Raw genomic sequence first — 19,083 nt, 5'->3', positions numbered from 1 at the left:
TCGCTACATGCCGTTACGCGAGGGGCTGAACCGTCTTTGCAACGCTGTTGCCTTATTTCTGGATCGCCGCCAGAGAATTATCTTCGAGCCAGTCCAGATCCTCTTGCGAGAGACGCAGCCAGCGCTCGATGAGGTCGCCCCATTTCACCGGGTTCTGCAGGCTCGCCCAGGCTGAAGCTGAGTTGGCGGAAAGCGTGCCGTATAGCGCTGGGTCGGCAAGCAGTTCCCGGATGCGCTCGGCCAACTGCGCGGAATTGCCTGCTTTAAAGATCGACGCTGTCTCGCCATGCAGCAGATGGCCGCGGAACATCGGGTGGTCCGAGGCGATGATCGGAGTGCGCGTGCAGAGGGCCTCGTAGAGCGTGAGCGGAAACCCCTCAGGGTAGATATGGCGGCTCGGGACCACGACGGCAGCGCTCGCCATCATAAGTTCAAGGACGCGCTCATTGGGCAGGAGGCCTGCGAAGGTGATGTACGCTTCCAGGCCGAGTGCTGTCGCCATTTCCTGGAAGCGCGATCCCGAGCCCGTTCCGACGACTGTGAGATGGGGAGCGGCGCCGGCCTCCCGGAGCAGGGCTATGGCGTTGATCAGATCGCCGATGCCCTTGTTCTCCTGCAGCGTGCCGACATAGAGCAGGCCCTCGGTGCCCGCCGGAAGGCTGCGCACAGGCGAATCCGCCGGAGAGCGCAGGTACGGCCAGTCCCAGGGCACGATCTTGCGCGGGGCAACGCCGATAGAAGCGAGCGAGTGGCTCGCGTTCAGGCCGTGATTGGCGACGAGAGCCACGCCCTGGCGATTGAGCAGCCGTGCCAGCGGGCGATAGCGGAACAGGCGATGCAGCGGGCCGCCATTGAAGGAGTCCGCCAGGATGCACATCAACTCGCAGCGGTTCGCCAGCCCCCATTCGAGGACGAAGCGCATCGGCCCGTTGACGATCAGGTGGGACGGCTGCCACGCCGCCACGATCTCGAGAATGTGCTTCTGATCCGTCTTAGGATCTGCATTCGCCCCGATTGTGACGAGGTTCTCGCTCAGCCGCTCGCTGTAGCGCTCCCGCGTGGTGCAGCACATGATTGCGACTTCGCCGAAGGCCGCGCCGAGCCGCTCCAGTTCGTCGAGCACGTAGCTGTGGCCGTAATACTGGTCTCCTTCGCCGGCCATCCTGCGGCGATGGGCTTCACGAAAATCGCCAGCCTTCTGGATGACGAGAATGCGCCTCGAAGCGCTCTCGCGAACCGTCTGCGTCATCGGGGGACGATCTCCCAGAGGGCAAAGCCGGAGCGGAGCGCCCAGATCGCGGCCGCGGCCATGCACCCGACCAGGGTTGCCACCGCGTCCTGCCGCAGGAAGGCCGCCTCGGTTCGCTTCATTCCGACGGCCACGATCAGGTATCGGCCGAACTCGCTGAGCGTCACGACGACGGCCGCTCCGACGATCCCATGGGCCGAATAAGCCCAGGGACAGCCGAAGGCGAGAATGGCGAGTTTCGTGCCGTTGGCGATGCTCTCGTAGACCGGCCTGCCGGCGCTCAGCATGCGCGCCTCGTTCAGATTGGAGGCTATGGCGATCCAGGATGCGACGATCAGCACGGCGAGGATGGGAGCCGCGCCGCCATAGCGCTGCCCGTAGAGAACGAAGATGGCGACGTCCGAAAGCGGGAGGGCGGCGCCCGCGCAGGCTGCGACCAGCAGGACGAAGCGATAGCGCAGCCGCGCAAACGCCTGGAGATCCTCGGAACACCCCTGCTCAAGGGATTTACTCAGCGCAGGGAAGACCACCTGATAGCTCAGCCGCCGCGCGACGAGCACCGGGACGTCGGCGAGCGCGCGCGCCAGACCATAGATGCCCAGCGTCGCCAGCGGCACGATCGCGCCCAGCAGCACCTTGTCGATATGGGAGGCCAGAAAGAGAGCGGCCGAAGACAGGGTGATCCAGCGTCCAAAGCGAATGATGTCGCCGGCATGGAACCGGCTGAAGCCTCGCTGGATTTCAGCGCGCGGCAGCGTGTAGCTCAGCAGGGAGCGGAAGCCGATGCCGAGCAACTGGGCAATGACGAGCGACCAGATCGAGGGATGAAGATAGACGAGGAGGATCGTGAGGAAGGACGAGAACAGATCGGCCTTCAGCTCGAAGAGGGAGCGCTCCTTGACCTTGAGTTCGCGCACCAGAAGGAAGATGGCGGGCGAGTGCAGGGAGGTGATCAGCGGCGCCAGGGAGATCGCGTAGAGATAGTGCCGGTCGATCTGAAACAGCTCCGCCAGAGAGGGCGAAAGGCCGAGGAAGAGCAGGCAGAGCACGCAACCGCGGGCGAGCTGCATGATCCAGGCGGTCGACAGGAAGCGGTCATCGCCACCGGCGGCGTGCTTGACGATGTTCTGCTCGATGCCGATGTCCGAGAGCAGCTCGAATCCCAGCCTGATCGAGGTGATCAGGATCATCACACCGACATCGGCGGGTGTGAGCATCCGCGCAACGAAGATGTTGACGACGAAGCGGGCGAAGACGTAACCGCCCAGCCCGGCAAGCGACCACAGACCGAGCCGCAGAATAGGGACCCTGCCGAGGCGGGATTGCAGGCTGCGGATGACCATGCGGGGCGCGATCCTGTCTCGGCTTATCAATCACCCGCCATGGGCGTCCATCTGCGCTATAGCGCCGTTCATGGTGTTGGGTGAACCGGTGTTCGGCTTATTTTCTGCTGAAATCCTGCGCGAGCCGCGTCACGGCGAGGTATCCCTGGCTATGTCGGCCGCCGTCGCGCCGGATCGGATCTCGACGATCCTGAAGAGAGCCTTGCTGGTCGTCGTCCGGGCGTTGCGGTAGAGCCGGAACTGCGGATACGGGATCCGCTCGGGGCCGTAGCCGAAGGGCCCGGCATAGTTCACGATCGGGTTTCCGTTCATCGTCACGCGGACATATCCGGCCGCGGTCGGGTCGAAACGCATTTCGACGGTGAAGTCGTAACGCTTGCCGATCTGCATCGCGGTGGTCGAGCGGTAGAGATTATCGCGCTTGTAGCTGCCGAGATCCTGCGGCGGGTTCGCCGTGAGATATTGCCTGATGATCCGGAACTCCGGCCGCTTGGCGCCGTAGGACCATTCCCAGGTGAAGAGCAGCGGGCCGGAGTTCTCGACCACGTCTCCCGCCGCCTTGTGCGCGTGCATCTCGAAAAAGTTCAGCCAGTCCCCCGGCCCGGTGGCAAAGCTGTTCTCCCCCGGCACGACTGAAAAGCGGATGCGGACCGCGGGCGCTGCTATGGGGTGGGCGAAGCCATCGAAGCCGACCCTGTCCACTCCGGCATCCATTCCGGCCCCCGGGCGGCGCTCGTTCTCGCGACACTCCATCGCAATCCAGCCGGCCTCGCCGTCCAGGCTCGTCCGGACCGCATTCCACGGATGGCGCGGACCGATCAGGGTGAAGCGCTGGCCGCCGGTGACGGTCAGCTCGGTGATGAGAGGGGAGGGCGATTCCGCGTTGGCGGGTTGACCGAGAAGGAAGCCGGTCAGCAAGGCCAGGAGGATGCCGAACCGCTCTGGTAATGCAGCCATATTCTATCGTCCGATCATAGCGGCACCGCCGCGCTGCACTGTGTTCGACCCGGGCAGATTTGTCCAAGCATCTCCAGGGCGAGCTGCCGACTTCGTTTACCGATCTGTTGAAAAATCGAGAGGCCGCTGGCGACCTGCCGCGCGGGCGCTGGACAACATCATTGCGCCAAACTACCCACTACGGAAAGTCCAAGAGCGGATTAGACTTTCTGGTCTCCGTTTGAGCACTACGGAAGGTGTCCGGAGCCATAGTCTATGCGGTCTTGCGTGATTATCGTCGAGAATTTGCCTGTGCCCATGGATCGCAGGGTCTGGCAGGAGGCCTTGGCGCTTCGTGATGCCGGGTGGAAGATTTCCGTCATCTGCCCGAGGACCGAGGAGTACCCGGCGTCGTTCGAGGTCATCGATGGAATCGAGATTTTCCGACACCCGCGGCCGACCGAGGGACGAGGCGCCGCGGGGTTTCTGATCGAGTATGGATCGGCGCTCTTCCATGAGCTTCGTCTGCTGCTGAAGATCGCCTTCCGTGGCGGCTTCGATGTCGTTCAGGCCTGCAATCCACCCGATCTCATCTTTCTCGTCGCGGCGCCCTTCAAGCTGTTCGGGAAGAAGTTCGTCTTCGACCATCACGACGTTTGCCCCGAGCTCTTCGAGGCCAAATTCGGCAAGCGCGGCCTCATGCATCGGCTCCTGATGTTCCTCGAGCGCTGCAGCTTCCGCGCGGCCGATCTCGTGATCTCGGCAAACGAAACCTACCGGGCCCTGGCCATCGGTCGCGGGGGCAGGCGGCCGGAGGACGTCGTCACCGTCTACAGTGTCATGGATCGCTCCCGGTTCCGGCGCGTGCCGGCAAGCCCTGCGCTGCGGGCGGGCGCGCGGCTGGTGCTGGGCTATATGGGGATCATCGGCGATCAGGATGGCGTCGATCATCTCGTCCGTTGCGTGCACCTGCTCTGCGTCGAGCAGGGCCGCTCCGGCATTCGAGCGGTCGTCGTCGGCGACGGGCCTGCGCTGGAGGCCGCCAAGTCGCTCGCGAGGCGCCTCGGCGTGGCTGATCACATCACGTTTACCGGCTATCTGAAGGGCGAGGCCTTGATCGAGGCGATGAGCAGCTTCGATATCGGCATCATCCCCGACCCGGTAAACCAGTACAACGACAAGATCAGCATGAACAAAGTCTTCGAATATTCGGCGTTGGGCGTGCCGTCGGTGGCCTATCCCTTGACGGAGACACGGCGCCTGCTCGGAACCGCGGGGACCTATGCCGACAATGAGACGCCCGATGGCCTGGCTCGCGCCTGCGCTTTGCTGATCGATGACGAGGCGTTGAGGGAAAGCAAGGGACGTGCGGCGAAGACTTATGCCGACGCCCATTTCGATTGGGCGAGCGAGGCCGAAAAGCTGGTCGCCGCTTATGACAGGCTGCTGCCCGAACCTGCGGGCATCAAAGCCATGAACAGCGCTTGAGCGAAGCGTGCCGCGCCCGCGCGCGGCACCCTTGGATGCCGGTGCCGTGCCAGGCCGTCAGAGCGACCAGCGACCAATCTCGTCGAAGGCGAGCATTGCCAGTTGGCGGCCCGCCGCAGCATGGCTGATCGTAGCGCCTATTGCATACGGGCGCTCCGGCGACTGCGCCGGCATGATCAAGTCCAGGCGCCTCGCGGCAAAGCCGATCGACGGCAACGGGATGGCTGTCGACCACTTCGAACCTTCGGCCGTATCCGTCGCACCCGCCGTAGCGATGGCGTTCTGGCTTTCGCTTGCAGGCGACGAAGCGATGGCCGGCGGACGTGCCGCCGGCTGAACGCGGCGCAGATCGGGCTTTTCGACGAGCGCCACCCAATGCTGAGGGTTCTCTACCGATTGCCGCTTGATCCAGCGGTAGCCAGTGCGATTCCAGGCGACGATGGTGTTGCGTCGATTGTCCAGGACGAAGTCGCCGCGGTCGGTTCGGACCGTCACGACGAGATGGCCCTCGCCAAATGCAGTCTTGACCACGGCCAGCGAGAGCGCCGCGGCGGGATAGCCCAGTCTGATCAAGGCGCTACGCTTTTGAATGGCGTAGTCGTTGCAGTTGCCCAGGCGCGTTTCCAGGGACCAGTCGTAGCCCCCCTTCGCCTCATCCGGCGTGATCGCGTCATTCACTTCGCGATTGACGCGGTGAAGGTTCTCCCAGATTTCCGCATCGAGAGTCAGTGCCGCCACGGGCTCCGACGCCGCGCACTGATCCCGATACGACATGCAGAATTGCACGAAAGCCAGCGGTGCGAGGGCCGCCGCGGTCTCGGTCAACGCGCTTGCCGAAGGAATCGGAGGGCTGACGCGGATCGTGTTCGGCTCGGGGTAGGCGGCCGCCAAGGCGCTCCCGCCTCCAAGCAAGGCCGAAACTAATAATGCCTTCGTCAAAGGATTCATTGCTCGTCCCTCAATCGAGCATGAAACCTAGGGAAGGCCGGCTATCCGTCGCCGTAAGAAAGAAAGCAAAAGAGCGCGCTTCGGATCAGGTTTTTGTTAATCTACGTATTTAGCATTTACTTAGTCATATAAATTCCACCGAAATTCATCGTTTGCCTCGTCTGGCGAAGAATTTATTGGTTCTTCTGTCTCGAATTGGCTCACAATCGAACATATTGAGCAATTCGATTCCGCACTCGCTCATATTCCCGCTTGTCTGGAGGCGAGCGGCGCTCCGGGCCAATTCCGATCAGTATGAATTCTTTCTTGCCGAACCCTGGTTGTGGCCTATCGGCCCGTGCCGGCATCACAGCTTTTCGGTCGGCTATCTCCCGGCCGGGCCGTGTCGTCTCGTGCGCATGAAGCGCGCGGTCGCATGACTGCGAATGCGCTCTGCAGTAAGACGTTGCCCAGCCTCAGCGGGTAGCCGGGCTCTGATACGGAGGGGGGAAGATGCGATCTCTCGAGCGCAGGGCGTTCATCGGCGCGGCATTGCTAGCGCTGCTGCCCCTCGGCCGTGCGTCAGCCGCCTCGATCTCGAAGGAAGAGCGCGCCGCCCGGATCCATCGTCGGAGAAACGAGCAACGTTGGCAGCAGGATCTGATCAGGCGGGACCAGGACAGGCTCGAAGGGCAGCGGTCGCGCCCCATCCCGCCGACAGGTTCAGGTTCGCGCGTCGTTCCGAACCGCTAGAGCTCGCGCCGATCAGATTGCAGCAATCCGATCGGGCTTCTCGTTCTCTATCAATCTAGAGCGGCCTCCGGTCGCAAGCGCGACGACCGCTTCCTGCATCTCGGAAACGCATCGGGCCGGAATACGCGATCCGCGTTCCGGTCCGATGGGTATTGTGGTCGGTGAAGACTTCGGCCCCGCCGCAGGCGAGACCGACGATTTTTGCCCTGCTTAGAGCCTGTAGCCCTTGAGGATGATGCGCGCCGCGTCGACATCGGTGACGGTGTTACCCGACAGCTGCAGGATCTCGAGGACCTTGGTCAGTTCGACGGTCTGCGCATTCGAGACGAACAGGACGTCCTTGTCGTTCATCGGCATCCGCCCGGCCAGGAAGTAGCTCTGCGGATCGCGCAGGTTCACGCGGTAGATGACGGGAACCTGGTCGCGGGGATAGGCACTCGTGTCATAGCCCATCTTCTCGAGCGCCTGGCGGCTCTCGAGCCGGTAGAGGAAGGTCTGCGCCGGGTCGCCGCGCGAGTCGAGGATGCCGCCGGCGCGGCCGACGGCCTGCGACAGCGTCAGCGTCTCCGCCTCGAAGTTGATGAAGCCGTTCTGGCCGGACGCGCCGAGCGCCATGAAGGAACGCATCTGGCGCGACAGGCTGAGCACGTCGCCGGGCTGCACGAAGACGTTGTTCCGGGGCTCGTTCAGCAGCCGGTTGTAATAGATCATGGTCGTCCGGCCGCCACGTTGCAACGTGACATAGGTCTCGTAGGGCGGCCATTTGGAGCCGCCCGCCCGGGTGATCGCATCGAGCATGCGGTCGCTCGAACGGGACAGCGCGAAGCGCGCCGGCTGCGAGGCTTCGCCAGTCACGGTGACCAGTGTCGAGCGCGCTTCCTGAAGCGTCACGATGGCCTGCGGCTCGATCGCGCGGTTGCGCAGGCGCTCTTCGATCGTCGCCTTCACCTCGGAGGGCGAGCGCCCCGACGCCTGGACGAGCCCGGCGAAGGGGACCTGGATCATGCCGTTACGGTCAACCTCCTGCGCCGGCAGGGTGACGAAATTGCCCGCGCGCGAGCCCGCTTCCGCGGGAATGAACAGGCCGCCGGCCGCCGCCTCGAAGATGGTGAGGCCGACGATGTCGCCCACGCCGAACAGCAGGCGCGGCTGGCCGCCCCCGAGCCGGGCGAAGCTGTCGCCGATCGCCTTGGGGCCGGATTTTTCGAGGACGGAGACATTGGAGGGGCTGAGGTCGATGAGCACATAGCCGGTCCCCGCCTCGGACGGAGCCACTTCCTGCTTGACCTCGAGCGAGTTGGGACCCTGGGTGGGGAAAGCCGAGCAGGCCGACAGCGCGGTGAACATGAAAGCGGCGCAGAAAAACCGTCTTGCCGCCATCATCGGCGATGGCGCGGGCATGCTCAGGCTCATATCCAGACTCATTCAACAGCGAGAGTGGCGCAGGACCGCCACTCTGAAAGCAAGCTTTATCGTCTCGCCGTGAACAACGGAACCTGCTTGCCGATAGGTTACGCAGACTCATTGCCGTTGTTGCGCGGTGGCAACAGTGTGGTGTCGCGGGGATGGAAATTCGAAGATGAACTGCGCGAAGAAGCTTGCGAAAGACTCAGCGCGCGGCGTCGACTATGCCAAAAACTGTTAGGTTAATTGAACCTTGAATCCTTGGTTTCCGACAATAAGGGCCAAACTAAACTCTGCCATCTGCTGGTCGTAATTCGTCGGGGCTTTGTCGGCAATCGGCGCGCAGGGCCAAGGCTCCCTTGCCTTCCCGTCTGCACGTCATAGCGATTACCCAGCGCCGACCGTTGCCGTGTCATAGGGGCCTATCACAGATAGGTTGTCGAGTTTGAAGTTATTCGTCCCACCGGCACCAAGCAGCAGGATCGCGAGTGAGCTGTTGCCGCTATTGCCCTGCAGTCTGAACGTCTGCGTGCCGTTTGAATTGAAGGTGGCCGATGAGCGCGTCGTGCCACCTACGAAATCAATGCGGAAGCTGCCGCCGGTATAGTTCAAAACCTCGATTGAGATCTCATAATATTTGCCAGCGGTCGGGTTGCTGTCGAAATTTTTGGAGTTCGCATTGAATTGTTCACTGCCAACTGGCGAGACAACCATTTGGCCGCCGACATTGGTGAAGGGCGACCCGCCGTAATACGCATTCCAGCCGGCCGTGCTCGACATGTCGCCGCCCGAGAAGATGGCGACCGGCGCGGGAGTCGCTGGCGTCGTCGCGTTGGCGCTGCTTGAAACCGGCCCGTTCCCGTCGCCATTCGCAGCCCTAACCTCGAAGCCGTAGGTCGTGCTCTGCGTCAGGCCGGTTACGATCCTGTCTGCGGCCAGCGTCAGCCAGGAGCCGGCGCCGTTGAGGCGATACTGATAGCCGGTCGCGCCGCTCGCATCCGTGAAGGTGAGCTGCACCGTCGACGAAGTCAGCGCGGCGGCGGAGAGCGCCCCTGTCGCGCCGGGCAGCACTGGCGGCGCGTTGTAGGTCGTGATCGTGCCGGAGCCGTTGTCGTTGACGAAGCCGGTCGCGTCCATGTTGGCGTAGGAGAGCGTGCCGCCCTTGTAGGCCTCGAGATCGTAGGCGTTGTCGACGGACTGGCAGGCATCGAGCCAGATCTTGGAGGTTTCTCCCGTGTTCGGGTTGTAGCCGGAGGCGAAGGCGCCGCTCTGGACGCCCGTCTGGCGGCAGTCGCGGGCGATGACGCCGAGGTTCCAGCTCTGCGAAGCGGCGATGTCGTGAAAGGCGCGGTTCTGTGTCTTGCGAGCCCGGCCGTTCACACGGACGCCGGGCACGGTGTCATGAGTCGAGGAGGCGTTCTTCGAGGTGTCGGAGGCGCTGTCCTGGCCGCACCATTTGTAGATGCAATCCAGCTCGAAGAACTTCGGGAAGTTGGCCACGCCGGCGCCGTCCGGCAGGGTGTAGCCGATGCCGTCCTCATAGACATAGCCGAAGCTGCAGCGTAGCGTCGTGAGCGCCACGTCGCCCATGACCGATAGGCCGTTATAGCCTGCGTGGAGGAAGCGGCAGTCCGCGAGATAGCCGGCGATGGTGTGGCCCTGCGGGTTGTAGGCATAGAGCCAGTTCATGCCGCCATAGCAGCGCATGTTCCGCACCCAGATCGTCTTCGGCGTGAAGTAGATGCCCGATTGGTAGAAGTTGCGGCTGTTGGCGTCGGTCGAGCTGTTCGCGCCCCGTCCGACATGGATGTTGCTGTCGGGAGCCCGGCCGTCCGCCGTGCGGACGTAGAGCTTCCTGTTTGTCGCATCGAGGTAGCAGCCGCCCATCGCGTGCGTCGCGTGGTAGGCGCTGATGCCGGCGATGATCGCGGCCTCGTTGGCGAATGAACCGGGCACGTTGGGGATGCCCTGCGGGTCTCCGTCGGCATCGAGGATGCTCTCGTCCCACGCCGAGCGCTGCGGCAGCTCCGTCGTATAGGTCGAGCAGTGAACGGCGCTGCCGACCGAGGCGAAGGCCGGCATGGTCTGGTGGTGAATCGAATGGAAGACCCCGTTCGAGACCGCGCCGGCCGCGTCGCAAGGCTCGATGATCAATCCAGCACGATCCACGATCACGCCGGACCAGTCGTTCGGATAGAGATAGCGGCCTTCCTGCACGAGGATGCGGACGATGCTGGCCGCGTTGCCGATGGCGTTGGCGAGGGTTGCGGCCTGCTTCAGCGAGGCCACGCGGGTGGCCCAGCTCGTTCCGTTTGCGGCGTCGCTGCCGCCGGCGCCGCAGTAGATCGTATGCGTCGGAACCGGCTTGACCGGGTCCATGGAGAAGCTGTGCCCGAAAGTCGAGGCGACGCCGGACCCGTAGCGCGTGATCGTGAAGGGCATGGTGGCGGCAAGGGCGAAAGCGCCGGGCGGGGCCACTGCCGCTCCGCCGCTCGTGCGGGAACCGCAGAGAGCCGCATGCGGGATCGAGAATCCAAAACCGAGCATCGGGACCTCAGGAGATCAGGGCGACGATGCCGGTCGCCGTCGTGCCGGTCGCGCGGATCGTCCGGGCGCGGATGGGGTAGATCTGGCCGGCGAGCACCGGCACCAGCACGGCCGCCGCATCGTCGGCCGCGATCACGGAGATCAGGCCGCCACCGGCGCAGACGATGCCGTTCGTCACATATTCAAGCTCGTCGGTGTCATGGGGTGTGACGGCGCGCAGCTTTCGCGCCGGCCCGGTCGGGGAGGTCGAATGCTGTCGATGGATGTCAACGGCAGGCATGATGTTCTCCTGTGTTGGGGGATGAGGGGTCGATCGAGCCGCTGCGTGCTCGTGCAGGCTCCGTGCGGCGGGTCATGTGAGAAGGATTATATTCCTATATCAAGGGCGCGGATTTGTCAAGGCGCGGTGCGCCCATGCCCGGCTGCCAGTTGGAAGAGGGGGTGTCAGGCGAGGGCGCGCGTTGAGCGGTTTAGGATGCGATCCCGTGATACGGCGTGCCGACGCTGGCCCGCGCTGATGCTGCGCGGCTCGGCCTGACGCAATGCGGCGCCTTCAGGCGTTTTCCCATTGCAATGGGTCCGCAGACGTCTGGCGCTTGATCCAGACATAGGGCGTTTGCGAAACGCTGCGCAGCGAGCCCGTGAGATTGTCGAGGACGATGTCGCCGCCGTCGGTCTTCACCACGAGCACGAGATGTCCCTCGCCGGTCGGTGTCTTGACGACGTTGATCAGGAGCGCGCTCGATGGGAAACCGCGAGCGAGCAGCGCATGGCGTTTCGAGACGACATAGTCGTTGCAATTGCCGGCCGCCGGATTGATCCGCCATTCGCTGGATCTGGCAGTAGGCAGGATCCGCGCATTGACCGCCGCGTTGACGCCCTCCAAGGCATCCATGGTCTGCTGGTTCATCGGCACCATCGCCGCGGGCTGGCCGCGCACCTGGCACTCTGCCCTGTTCCGGATGCAGAAGCTGACGAAATCCAAGGGAGCCAGGGCTCGTTTCGACGGATCGATCCGGGAGGCGTCGGCCGTTTGATCAAGCTTTGCGGTCGCGCACCCGCTGATTGCCGCAGAGGCCACAAGGGCGAGCACGAGATGGGTCCGGGACCGCGAAGCCTGCATCGTTCGAATCGTTCCAGCGATACTCTGCGATAGAGGGGATCGCTTAACTATCCGTGGCCTCACCCAGCAACCCTTCTTCGTCACGCCATCAGGCCCGGCGGAGATCGCGGGCCGGGCGGCGGCTGAGGATCGCGCGGAGCCAGGCGCTGGCCGGCCGCTCGAAGAGCCTGTGGGCGAGATAGGCGCCGGCGGCGACGCACAGGAGCACGATCGGTCCCTGGATCAGGATGTTCTTGTCGCCAAAGGCGATGCGATAGAGGCCGTTGATCCAGCAGAAGAAGGGGTAGTGCAGGATATAGACGGGGTAGGAGATGCGGCCGAGGACATCGGCGGCCTGTCGCCACCGACCCGTGAGCTCGATCCGCATGCCGAAGAAGAGCAGCGCGGGCGTAACGAGCAGGATGAAGGCGATATGGCTCGCGGCGCTGACCGGAGGGGCCACCAGCGCGATATAGGCCGCAGTCAGGCTGGCGATGCCGAAGCCGAGGCGCGTCTGTGTGCGCGACAGAAGGATGTCCCTGTATTCGAAGATCAGCACGCCGATCGAGAAGCAGAGGATCACCCGCGGGAAGCCACTGAGGAAGTTCTCGATATTGGCGCCGCCGAGCCCGAACATCATGACGAGGGGCAGGCAGATCGCGCAGGCCGCGAGAAACAGCATGCGGGAGTGCAGCGACCTGACCTGCCACCAGAGGACATTGACGAAGACTTCGAAAAACAGCGTGTATTGCGGCCCGTTCAGCGGGAAGAGTTCCGGGCCGCCGATGGCGCGGGGGGCGCCGAAATAGGGAAGGTTGAGGCTGCCGAGGATGATTGCCGTGACGAGCTCCGGCACAGGCAGCCCGGCATCCGCGACATGGCTCCGCGCATCGGCAAGCCAGGCGCGCAGCACGATATAGGCCGCGCTAACCAGGACGCCGAGGACGATCATCGGCAGTAGCCGCGCGACGCGCTGCGCCAGGAACGCGCCGGTCGACAAAGTTTCGACCCGGCCGCGGTAAGCGGAACTGAGGACGAGGCCGCTCAGCGCATAGAAAAGGTCGACGGCGAGATTGCCGTTCGGAGCAATGCCCGAGGCTCCGAGCCAATGACCGAGATGATAGCCGACCACGGCAAAGGCCGCGATGCCGCGCAGGGCGTCGAGCAGGTAGTAATACCCCGTTGGGGCGTCGCTCTCTTTCATGACGCAGCACTCAGCAAGAACCGTTCCGTTTTCGCGCCGGACGATGCTGAGGCGCGGTCAAGTCGACGGGCCGGCCACAACGATATTGGCATGGGTTGTGCTTTGCGGGGCATGCGCATGCTGCGCATAGCGTTGGTGTCATTGCAGCGTTAGTCGTCACTGCCGGGCTGAGCGCCCACGCTGCAGTGCTTGGAAGTGTCATGACATGTCAGGGCATATCTCCGTCGTTCTCGCCACGTTCAACGGCGAGACATTCCTGCAGAAGCAGCTGGACAGCTTGCTGGACCAGACTGTTCCGCCGGATGAAGTGATCGCCAGCGACGACAATTCGTCGGATGGGACGAAAGCGATCCTGAAGCGCTTCCGGGAGAATGCTCCTTTTCCGGTCCGGATCATCGAGAATTCACCGGGGCTCGGCTTCCGCGAGAACTTCCTGCAGGCGTGCCGGCATGCAACGGGGGACTGGATCGCCTTCTGCGATCAGGACGACATCTGGCACCCGGAGAAGCTCGCCCGCTGCCTGCCTTACATGGGCGACCCGGAGGTCACCCAGATCGCCCATCGTGCCATGCTGATCGACGCCGCAGATGGCGAGATCGGCTGGTTCGACCAGGGCATCGGGGAGGCGGACGTCACGATCCGCAGTCCGCTCGACTACGATGTCTGGGAGACGTTCTGGGGCTTCTCGATGCTGTTTCGACGCGAGCTCCTCGACCTCGTTCCGATTGAACAACGCTTCGTCGATTATATCGATCCTCGCCATCGCATCGCGCATGACAGATGGGTGATGTTCCTGGCCCAGACACTGGGAAAGACCGTGGAACTCGGCGAGCGCCTCGTCGCCTATCGGCAGCACGGCCGGAACCTCTATGGAGCGAGTGGCCGGGCGCGGCTGATGGCATCGCGCGAGCAGAGCTGGTCGAAGAACCAGCCCTATATCGAGGCGACCACGCGGATGCTGGAGATCGTGACGCAGCTTCCCGAAACTCTGCGCGACGCGTTTCCTCTGTTCGACCGCGAGAGGGCGCGGGGTGTCTATGCCCATGCGCTGCGGCAGGTCGAGCGGCGGGGGGACATCTATTCCAGCAATCGCGCGATGGCTCTCGGGAAGGTGATGATACTCGGCGCCTGCGGCGGTTATCGCAACGCGCATAACGGCCTGGTTCGCTGGAAGTCGATCGCGCGGGACCTGCAGATCGCGCTGGCGTCCTGACCGGTCCGGGGCTCAGGCGGCGACGGGAAGGCTTTCGGCGCCGCGTGCGCCGGCATCGGCGTAGACTTCGAGCGTCTCGCGCGCCACGCGGTCGATCGTCAGGTTGGCGATGCCGCGCTGGCTGCGCTCCCGCCATTCGGCGAGCTTCGCAGGGTCATCCAGGAGCATGCAGAGCGCCTTCGCCAGCGCCTGCGGGTCTCGCGGCGGCACGATCAGCCCAGCCTCGCCATGGCCGAGGAGCTGTGGAATTCCGTCGACGGCCGTGCCGATCACGGCGCAGCCGGCTTCTCGCGCCTCCGGCAGGACAAGCGGCGCCGGATCCGCATGGGAAGGCAGAACGAAGATGTCCGCGCCGCGCATCCAGCGGAACGGATCCTCTTGTGCGCCCACAAAGCTCACCGCGGTCGCGCAGGCCATGTTCGAGACCATCTCGCGATACGTTTCCAGGAAAGGGCCTTCGCCGACAATGACGAGCCGTGCCTGCGGGTGCTGTGCATGAGCGAGTTCGAAGGCCTCGAACAGGTCGGGCAGACCCTTGCGCGGGTGCTGGCCGCCGACGAAGAGGACGCTCGGCGAGCCAAGATCGATGGCGCTGCGGTCCCGCCCGACGAAGCGGGCCGAGCCGATGGTGCCATTGAGCACGACGCGAAGCCGGGATGCCGGTATGCCGCGCTTTTGCATCGAGGCGCCGACGGCCTCGCTCACCGCGATCACGCGCGTTCCGAGGCCCATCAGGATCGCGCTTTTCTCGAACTCGTTGTGGACGGTCGTGACCAGGGGAATGCCGGCTAGGCGGCAGGCCGGCCAGGCCAGCACGGCGCTGGTCATCATGTGCGCGTGCACGATGTCGGCGCGCCAGTCCCGGATTTGCCGACGCAGACTCAGCAGGGAGCGCGTCAGGTCGAGCGCGGCGCGGCGATGGCTGATTTCGGCGGTATCGACCCCATGCTTGGCCAGCAGTTCGTCGAACTCGCCGCCGCCACTGGCGATGCAGACTTCGTGACCGAGCGCGCGCTGGGCGCAGGCAAGGTCGACTGCAGCGTGAACATGCCCGTTGAGCCGCCTGGTATGGTTCAGCAGGTGCAGGATGCGCATGAAGCCACCTGAGAGCGGAGAGATCGTAGGGATAAAACCGGACAGACGAGGCCAAGGCGGGCGAAAGTTGCTCCGAAATCATTCAGTGCATAGGCGGGTGGTGTCAGAAAGTGTCCTTTGTCAGTTAATTCCTGACAGGCTGACGCTTTGGCTCTTTTCCTTTTGTTCATCTGTTTCGCACTTGCGAGTGCCGCGCGGAACGCAGAGGCAGCGGATGCCGGTTTCATGCCGTCACCACCGTCTCCGGATGACGCGGCATGGCCGAAAGCAGGGCGTCCGCGTGAAGCTGGACGACTTCCTCGATACTGAACCGGTCGACATGGCGGGAGCGGTATTCGGCGTGCCGGCGCTCGCTTGTGATATTGTCATGATAATAGATCATGGCCTCGACGAAGGCTGCGGTGTCGCCAATCGGGATCAGCCGCCCGATCCGATCGTCCATGATGATCTCGCTGGGGCCGAATTCGCAGTCGAAGGAGACAATCGGCAGGCCGAAGCGCAGGGCCTCGCAGATCGCGAGCGACCAGCCCTCCCAGCGCGCACCGGAGAGAAAGACGTCGCTGCGCGAGAGCGGCGTCTCCGGGCTGTCCGGGTAATGCTCGAGCGTGACGGACGCCGAGAGGCCGAGCTCTTCGATCAGTCCGCGCAGGATCGGCTCGTCGTTGCCAAAACCGACGAGGCTGAGATGGGCGCCTGGCCTGCGCTTTGAGAATTCGGCGAAGGCGCGCAGCAGGATGTCCTGGCCCTTCTGATAGTCGAACCGCCCGACGCTGACGAAGCGGATGGGCGCGTCCGACTGCCGCGGCGCGGGCTGGGTGGTCTCGAAGCGCCGGACGGGGTTCGGCACCCAGACATGACGGACATCGCTCGGATAATCGGCGCCGAACGCCGCAAGCTGGCGCGATGAGGTGCCGAGCACCACGGCCAGCCGCTTGAGCACGAACAACTTCATCAGGGCGAACATGATGCGCGACTTGCGGGACCGGGATTCCAGGCGCGGGTTGCCGTGGAGATGCATGGCGAATTTGCGCTTGAGGCCGAGCGTCGCGAACCAGAGCATCGCCGTCGGCTCCACCTGAGGGCAGACGATGAGATCGTAGCCTTCCTCCGCGATCAGGCGCCGGAGATTGCGGATCAGGTTCATGCGGCCCGGCGCCGTGCGGATGATCTTTGTGTAGCGCCGGTCGGCATCTGCGATCTGCCGATAGGCCGTGGAATAGAGCACATGGACGTCCAGCACATCGCCGAAGCGACCGGCCATCTCGTCACAGATCGAGTCGATCACCCGCTCGATGCCGGCGAAGCTCTGCGTCCGCGGGACGATATAGAGGATCTTGTACATCAGCCGTAGACCCTGAAGTAATCGACCCGCAGGCGCGCCTCGCGCTGCTCGGGCGGCAGCGGCTGCCGGACTGGCCCATCCTCTCGCAAGGCCAGTCCGATCAGTGGCCAGAACAGGTCCTGCTGGGCATCCAGCATCGGGGCGCGGGCGATCGTCCAGGAGATCGGCTGCCCGTTCACGGGGCTGTGGACCTGCTTGCGATCGAAGAACGGGATGCAGCGCGGCCCATCGATCAGCACGCCGTAGAGGTGATAGCCCTTCGTCACGTTGACGCCGGTGCGCACGCCGGTGCCTTCGTGCCGTTCGCCCGGCTCGCCCCATTCATGGAGATAGGCGCCATAGAGATCGAGCTCCCAGCCCTTGTGCTCGACGATGTCGATCTCGATGGATTGCTGCGGCCGCAGGATGCTCTCCCGGTTCAGGAGCCAAAAGGCTGGCCATGTCAGCGGGTGCTCGGGAACCCACATCCGCGCTTCGAAATAGCCGTTGCGCCAGCCGCGGGACACCGTTCCGTCCAGCCGTCCGGTCTGGATGTTTCCGGTCAGCCACTGAAATTTCGGATCGAGATTGCCGTAGTAATTCACCACCTGCATGGGACGGCCGATGTATTTCGCCGTGATCTGGAGGGCCTTGCCGTCCTCCGCCTGCGGATCGTCGATGATGGCATAGGGATCGAAGCCTTCCTCGCCGCCGAAGCGCGAGAAGGCAGCGATGCCATAATGGCCCTGGGCCGCACGTGTCGCCTTGGGGCCGGCGTTCCATATCTCGGTGTCGATCCCGGCAAACGGTTCGTCGAAGATCACCTTTCGCCCGACTGTCGGATCGCCCAAGGCCTCTCCTGAGGCCGCCGCGAGGGGGATCGATAGCGCGCCGGGCAGCAGCAGCGCCGGCGCCGCATTGATGAGCCGGCGCCGTGTCGGCCGGATTGTCGCTGTTCTCGACATGTCAGATCCGGATCCCATCCGGGCGGCCGTGGAAGCCGTCCGCCGTTACGCCCCGTATCAAGCCCGCCGCGTCATCGTCCTTCGTTGCCGTCCGCCGTGAGCAGCAAGTTCCACGCCATCCCCGTACCCGTCATGTCCGCAGGGCGGCCTCCGCCTCGATCGTCGAGACGCGCGCCGTCGGCTGGTAGTTGAAGGCTCCCTGTCGGCCGAGCGACTCGATCCCGAACGCCTGCAACGATCTGACCGCTTCGGCCGCGGCCTCTTCGGCGCCGTTTTTGTAGATGGGGTAGGCGTTTTCGAGGAACTGGTGCCCCTCCAGCTTGAGGTCGCCGGTGAAGAGGCCATTTGCCGCCATGTGGTCGCGGAAATCCGATTCGGCCTTCGCGATGTCGCCGCCGATATGGTCGGCGATGACCTCGGCCGCGAAATATTCGCGCCCCCCTGCGCGACCATAGAAATCCGAATAGACCGTCAAGCGCTTCCAAGCGCTCTCATGCGAGAAATTGTAGAGGATCGAGGCGTCGAAGCCTCGCTCCGACCCCGCGAAGCTGAAGTAGAGCGCGAGCAGCGTGACGGTCTCCAGCTTCGCAGCCGGGATGCCGCAGAGCTCCTGCGCGCGCGGCAAGGGGATCGTCGAGACGATCCGGCTGGCGCTGATGTCTCCATCCGCGCAACGGAGACGGAAGCCTCCCGCCTCCTTCGTGATCGCCTCGAGCTTCGTGCCGAGGCGAAAGCCGACGCCGCGCTGCGAAAGCTGTTCGGCTGCCGCGCTGTAAAGATGTTGGAAGCCCTCTCGGGGCCTTGCGAGCTGGCGATTTCCCGGTCCCGTCGGCCGTGGCGCCAGGAACTTGCGCAGCAGGCTGGCAACCGAGGCGTTCTCGCTGATCCACTGCATCCGCTTCCGGGCCAGCTGAAGGTCGATCCGCTCTGGTTCGATCCCGTAGAAGCGCCGCATATAGGCTTCGAGACCGGAGCGCCGCAGCAGGCGGTCGCCGATCCAGTAGCGCGCGAAGTCGCGAGCATTGGCCATCTTCCGCTGGAACAGCCGTGCATAGAGCACTGAGCCGAGGATGAGGGAGAGCTGCACGGGCCCCGCCGCCAGCAGGTCGTCCCGCAGCGAGATCGGATAGGCGGTCACCATGCCTTGCGGGTTGAGCCGGGCCCAGCGCGGATCGATCGGCACATAGCGCGGCAGCAGCTCGGGAAAGTGCGCCAGCAGCGGGGAGTCGTCCTGGAAGATCAGGCTGCCGATGTCGAAGGTGTAGTCGCCCGACGACCAGTCGATATGGTTTCCGCCGAGATGCGCATATTCATCGGCGACGAGAACGCGGCTGCACCCTTGGTTCAGCAGCACCGAGGCCGAAACCAGGCCCGAGATGCCCGCGCCCAGCACGATGGCATCATAGCGCCCTCCGCCCTCCGCATCGCTCATCGTAAGATCCAGCCCCCTCGGCCCCGTCACCGTGCATGCTCACGCTATCCTTGCTCATAGCAAGGTCCGGGCCAGCGCCTGGAGCAGGTTCTGTTTCAGTGCTT

15 protein-coding genes are annotated in these 19,083 nt (G+C 64.1%); 2 read left to right on the top strand and 13 right to left on the bottom strand.

The genetic code is table 11. The features are described 5' to 3' along the window. Positions 1-52: 52 nt before the first annotated feature. From BoBH3_RS16325 to BoBH3_RS16315, 3 genes are all read right to left on the bottom strand, one after another. Positions 53-1,249: a glycosyltransferase gene (locus BoBH3_RS16325; protein ID WP_262331864.1), complete on the bottom strand. Its 1,197-nt coding sequence runs from the start codon at positions 1,247-1,249 to the stop codon at positions 53-55. Then, a complete protein-coding gene (locus tag BoBH3_RS16320) occupies positions 1,246-2,592 on the bottom strand; it encodes an oligosaccharide flippase family protein (RefSeq protein ID WP_262331863.1) in 1,347 nt (448 codons plus the stop codon). Before BoBH3_RS16320 ends, BoBH3_RS16325 begins: the two co-directional genes overlap by 4 nt. Before the next feature lie 129 nt (positions 2,593-2,721). Beyond that, positions 2,722-3,549, bottom strand: coding sequence for a polysaccharide lyase family protein (locus tag BoBH3_RS16315; protein ID WP_262331862.1), 828 nt, complete (start codon positions 3,547-3,549; stop codon positions 2,722-2,724). 255 nt (positions 3,550-3,804) lie between these two features. On the opposite strand from BoBH3_RS16315, the gene BoBH3_RS16310 reads away from it, so the two are divergent. Next, on the top strand, positions 3,805-5,016 hold the full coding sequence (locus tag BoBH3_RS16310) for a glycosyltransferase family 4 protein (RefSeq protein ID WP_316045111.1): 1,212 nt from the start codon (positions 3,805-3,807) through the stop codon (positions 5,014-5,016). A 57-nt stretch (positions 5,017-5,073) separates the two neighbouring features. On the opposite strand, the gene BoBH3_RS16305 is transcribed toward BoBH3_RS16310, so the two are convergent. From BoBH3_RS16305 to BoBH3_RS16280, 6 genes are all read right to left on the bottom strand, one after another. Then, positions 5,074-5,907, bottom strand: a complete 834-nt coding sequence (locus BoBH3_RS16305; protein ID WP_262331860.1) for a transglutaminase-like cysteine peptidase — start codon at positions 5,905-5,907, stop codon at positions 5,074-5,076. A 999-nt stretch (positions 5,908-6,906) separates the two neighbouring features. After that, complete coding sequence (locus tag BoBH3_RS16300) at positions 6,907-8,097, bottom strand: polysaccharide biosynthesis/export family protein (protein ID WP_262331859.1); 1,191 nt, start codon at positions 8,095-8,097, stop codon at positions 6,907-6,909. A 390-nt stretch (positions 8,098-8,487) separates the two neighbouring features. Next, positions 8,488-10,647 (bottom strand): fibronectin type III domain-containing protein, encoded by a 2,160-nt coding sequence (locus BoBH3_RS16295; RefSeq protein ID WP_262331858.1) that lies wholly within the window; start codon positions 10,645-10,647, stop codon positions 8,488-8,490. A gap of 7 nt (positions 10,648-10,654) precedes the next feature. After that, positions 10,655-10,927, bottom strand: a complete 273-nt coding sequence (locus BoBH3_RS16290) for a spike base protein, RCAP_Rcc01079 family (protein ID WP_262331857.1) — start codon at positions 10,925-10,927, stop codon at positions 10,655-10,657. A 273-nt stretch (positions 10,928-11,200) separates the two neighbouring features. Then, on the bottom strand, positions 11,201-11,770 hold the full coding sequence (locus tag BoBH3_RS16285; RefSeq protein ID WP_262331963.1) for a transglutaminase-like cysteine peptidase: 570 nt from the start codon (positions 11,768-11,770) through the stop codon (positions 11,201-11,203). An 88-nt stretch (positions 11,771-11,858) separates the two neighbouring features. Then, positions 11,859-12,953, bottom strand: a complete 1,095-nt coding sequence (locus BoBH3_RS16280; protein WP_262331856.1) for an acyltransferase family protein — start codon at positions 12,951-12,953, stop codon at positions 11,859-11,861. A gap of 205 nt (positions 12,954-13,158) precedes the next feature. On the opposite strand from BoBH3_RS16280, the gene BoBH3_RS16275 reads away from it, so the two are divergent. Beyond that, complete coding sequence (locus tag BoBH3_RS16275; RefSeq protein ID WP_262331855.1) at positions 13,159-14,166, top strand: glycosyltransferase family 2 protein; 1,008 nt, start codon at positions 13,159-13,161, stop codon at positions 14,164-14,166. A gap of 12 nt (positions 14,167-14,178) precedes the next feature. Here the strand turns inward: BoBH3_RS16275 and BoBH3_RS16270 are convergent, their stop codons facing one another. The 4 genes from BoBH3_RS16270 to BoBH3_RS16255 all read right to left on the bottom strand — a co-directional run bounded on the left by BoBH3_RS16270 (position 14,179) and on the right by BoBH3_RS16255 (position 18,979). Then, positions 14,179-15,261 (bottom strand): glycosyltransferase family 4 protein, encoded by a 1,083-nt coding sequence (locus BoBH3_RS16270; RefSeq protein WP_262331854.1) that lies wholly within the window; start codon positions 15,259-15,261, stop codon positions 14,179-14,181. 223 nt (positions 15,262-15,484) lie between these two features. Next, complete coding sequence (locus tag BoBH3_RS16265) at positions 15,485-16,603, bottom strand: glycosyltransferase (protein WP_262331853.1); 1,119 nt, start codon at positions 16,601-16,603, stop codon at positions 15,485-15,487. Continuing rightward, positions 16,603-17,547 (bottom strand): glycoside hydrolase family 16 protein, encoded by a 945-nt coding sequence (locus BoBH3_RS16260; protein ID WP_262331852.1) that lies wholly within the window; start codon positions 17,545-17,547, stop codon positions 16,603-16,605. The genes BoBH3_RS16265 and BoBH3_RS16260 overlap by 1 nt, the downstream gene beginning before the upstream one ends. 130 nt (positions 17,548-17,677) lie before the next feature. Continuing rightward, positions 17,678-18,979, bottom strand: coding sequence for an FAD-dependent oxidoreductase (locus BoBH3_RS16255; protein WP_262331851.1), 1,302 nt, complete (start codon positions 18,977-18,979; stop codon positions 17,678-17,680). Positions 18,980-19,083: the final 104 nt, after the last annotated feature.

Origin of the sequence: Allobosea sp. BH3, assembly GCF_025499465.1 — a bacterium.
In the GTDB taxonomy this organism is placed as follows: Bacteria; Pseudomonadota; Alphaproteobacteria; order Rhizobiales; family Beijerinckiaceae; genus Allobosea.
The sequence above is the reverse complement of the archived record's forward strand: the minus strand, read 5'-3'. Positions and strand labels throughout refer to the sequence as shown.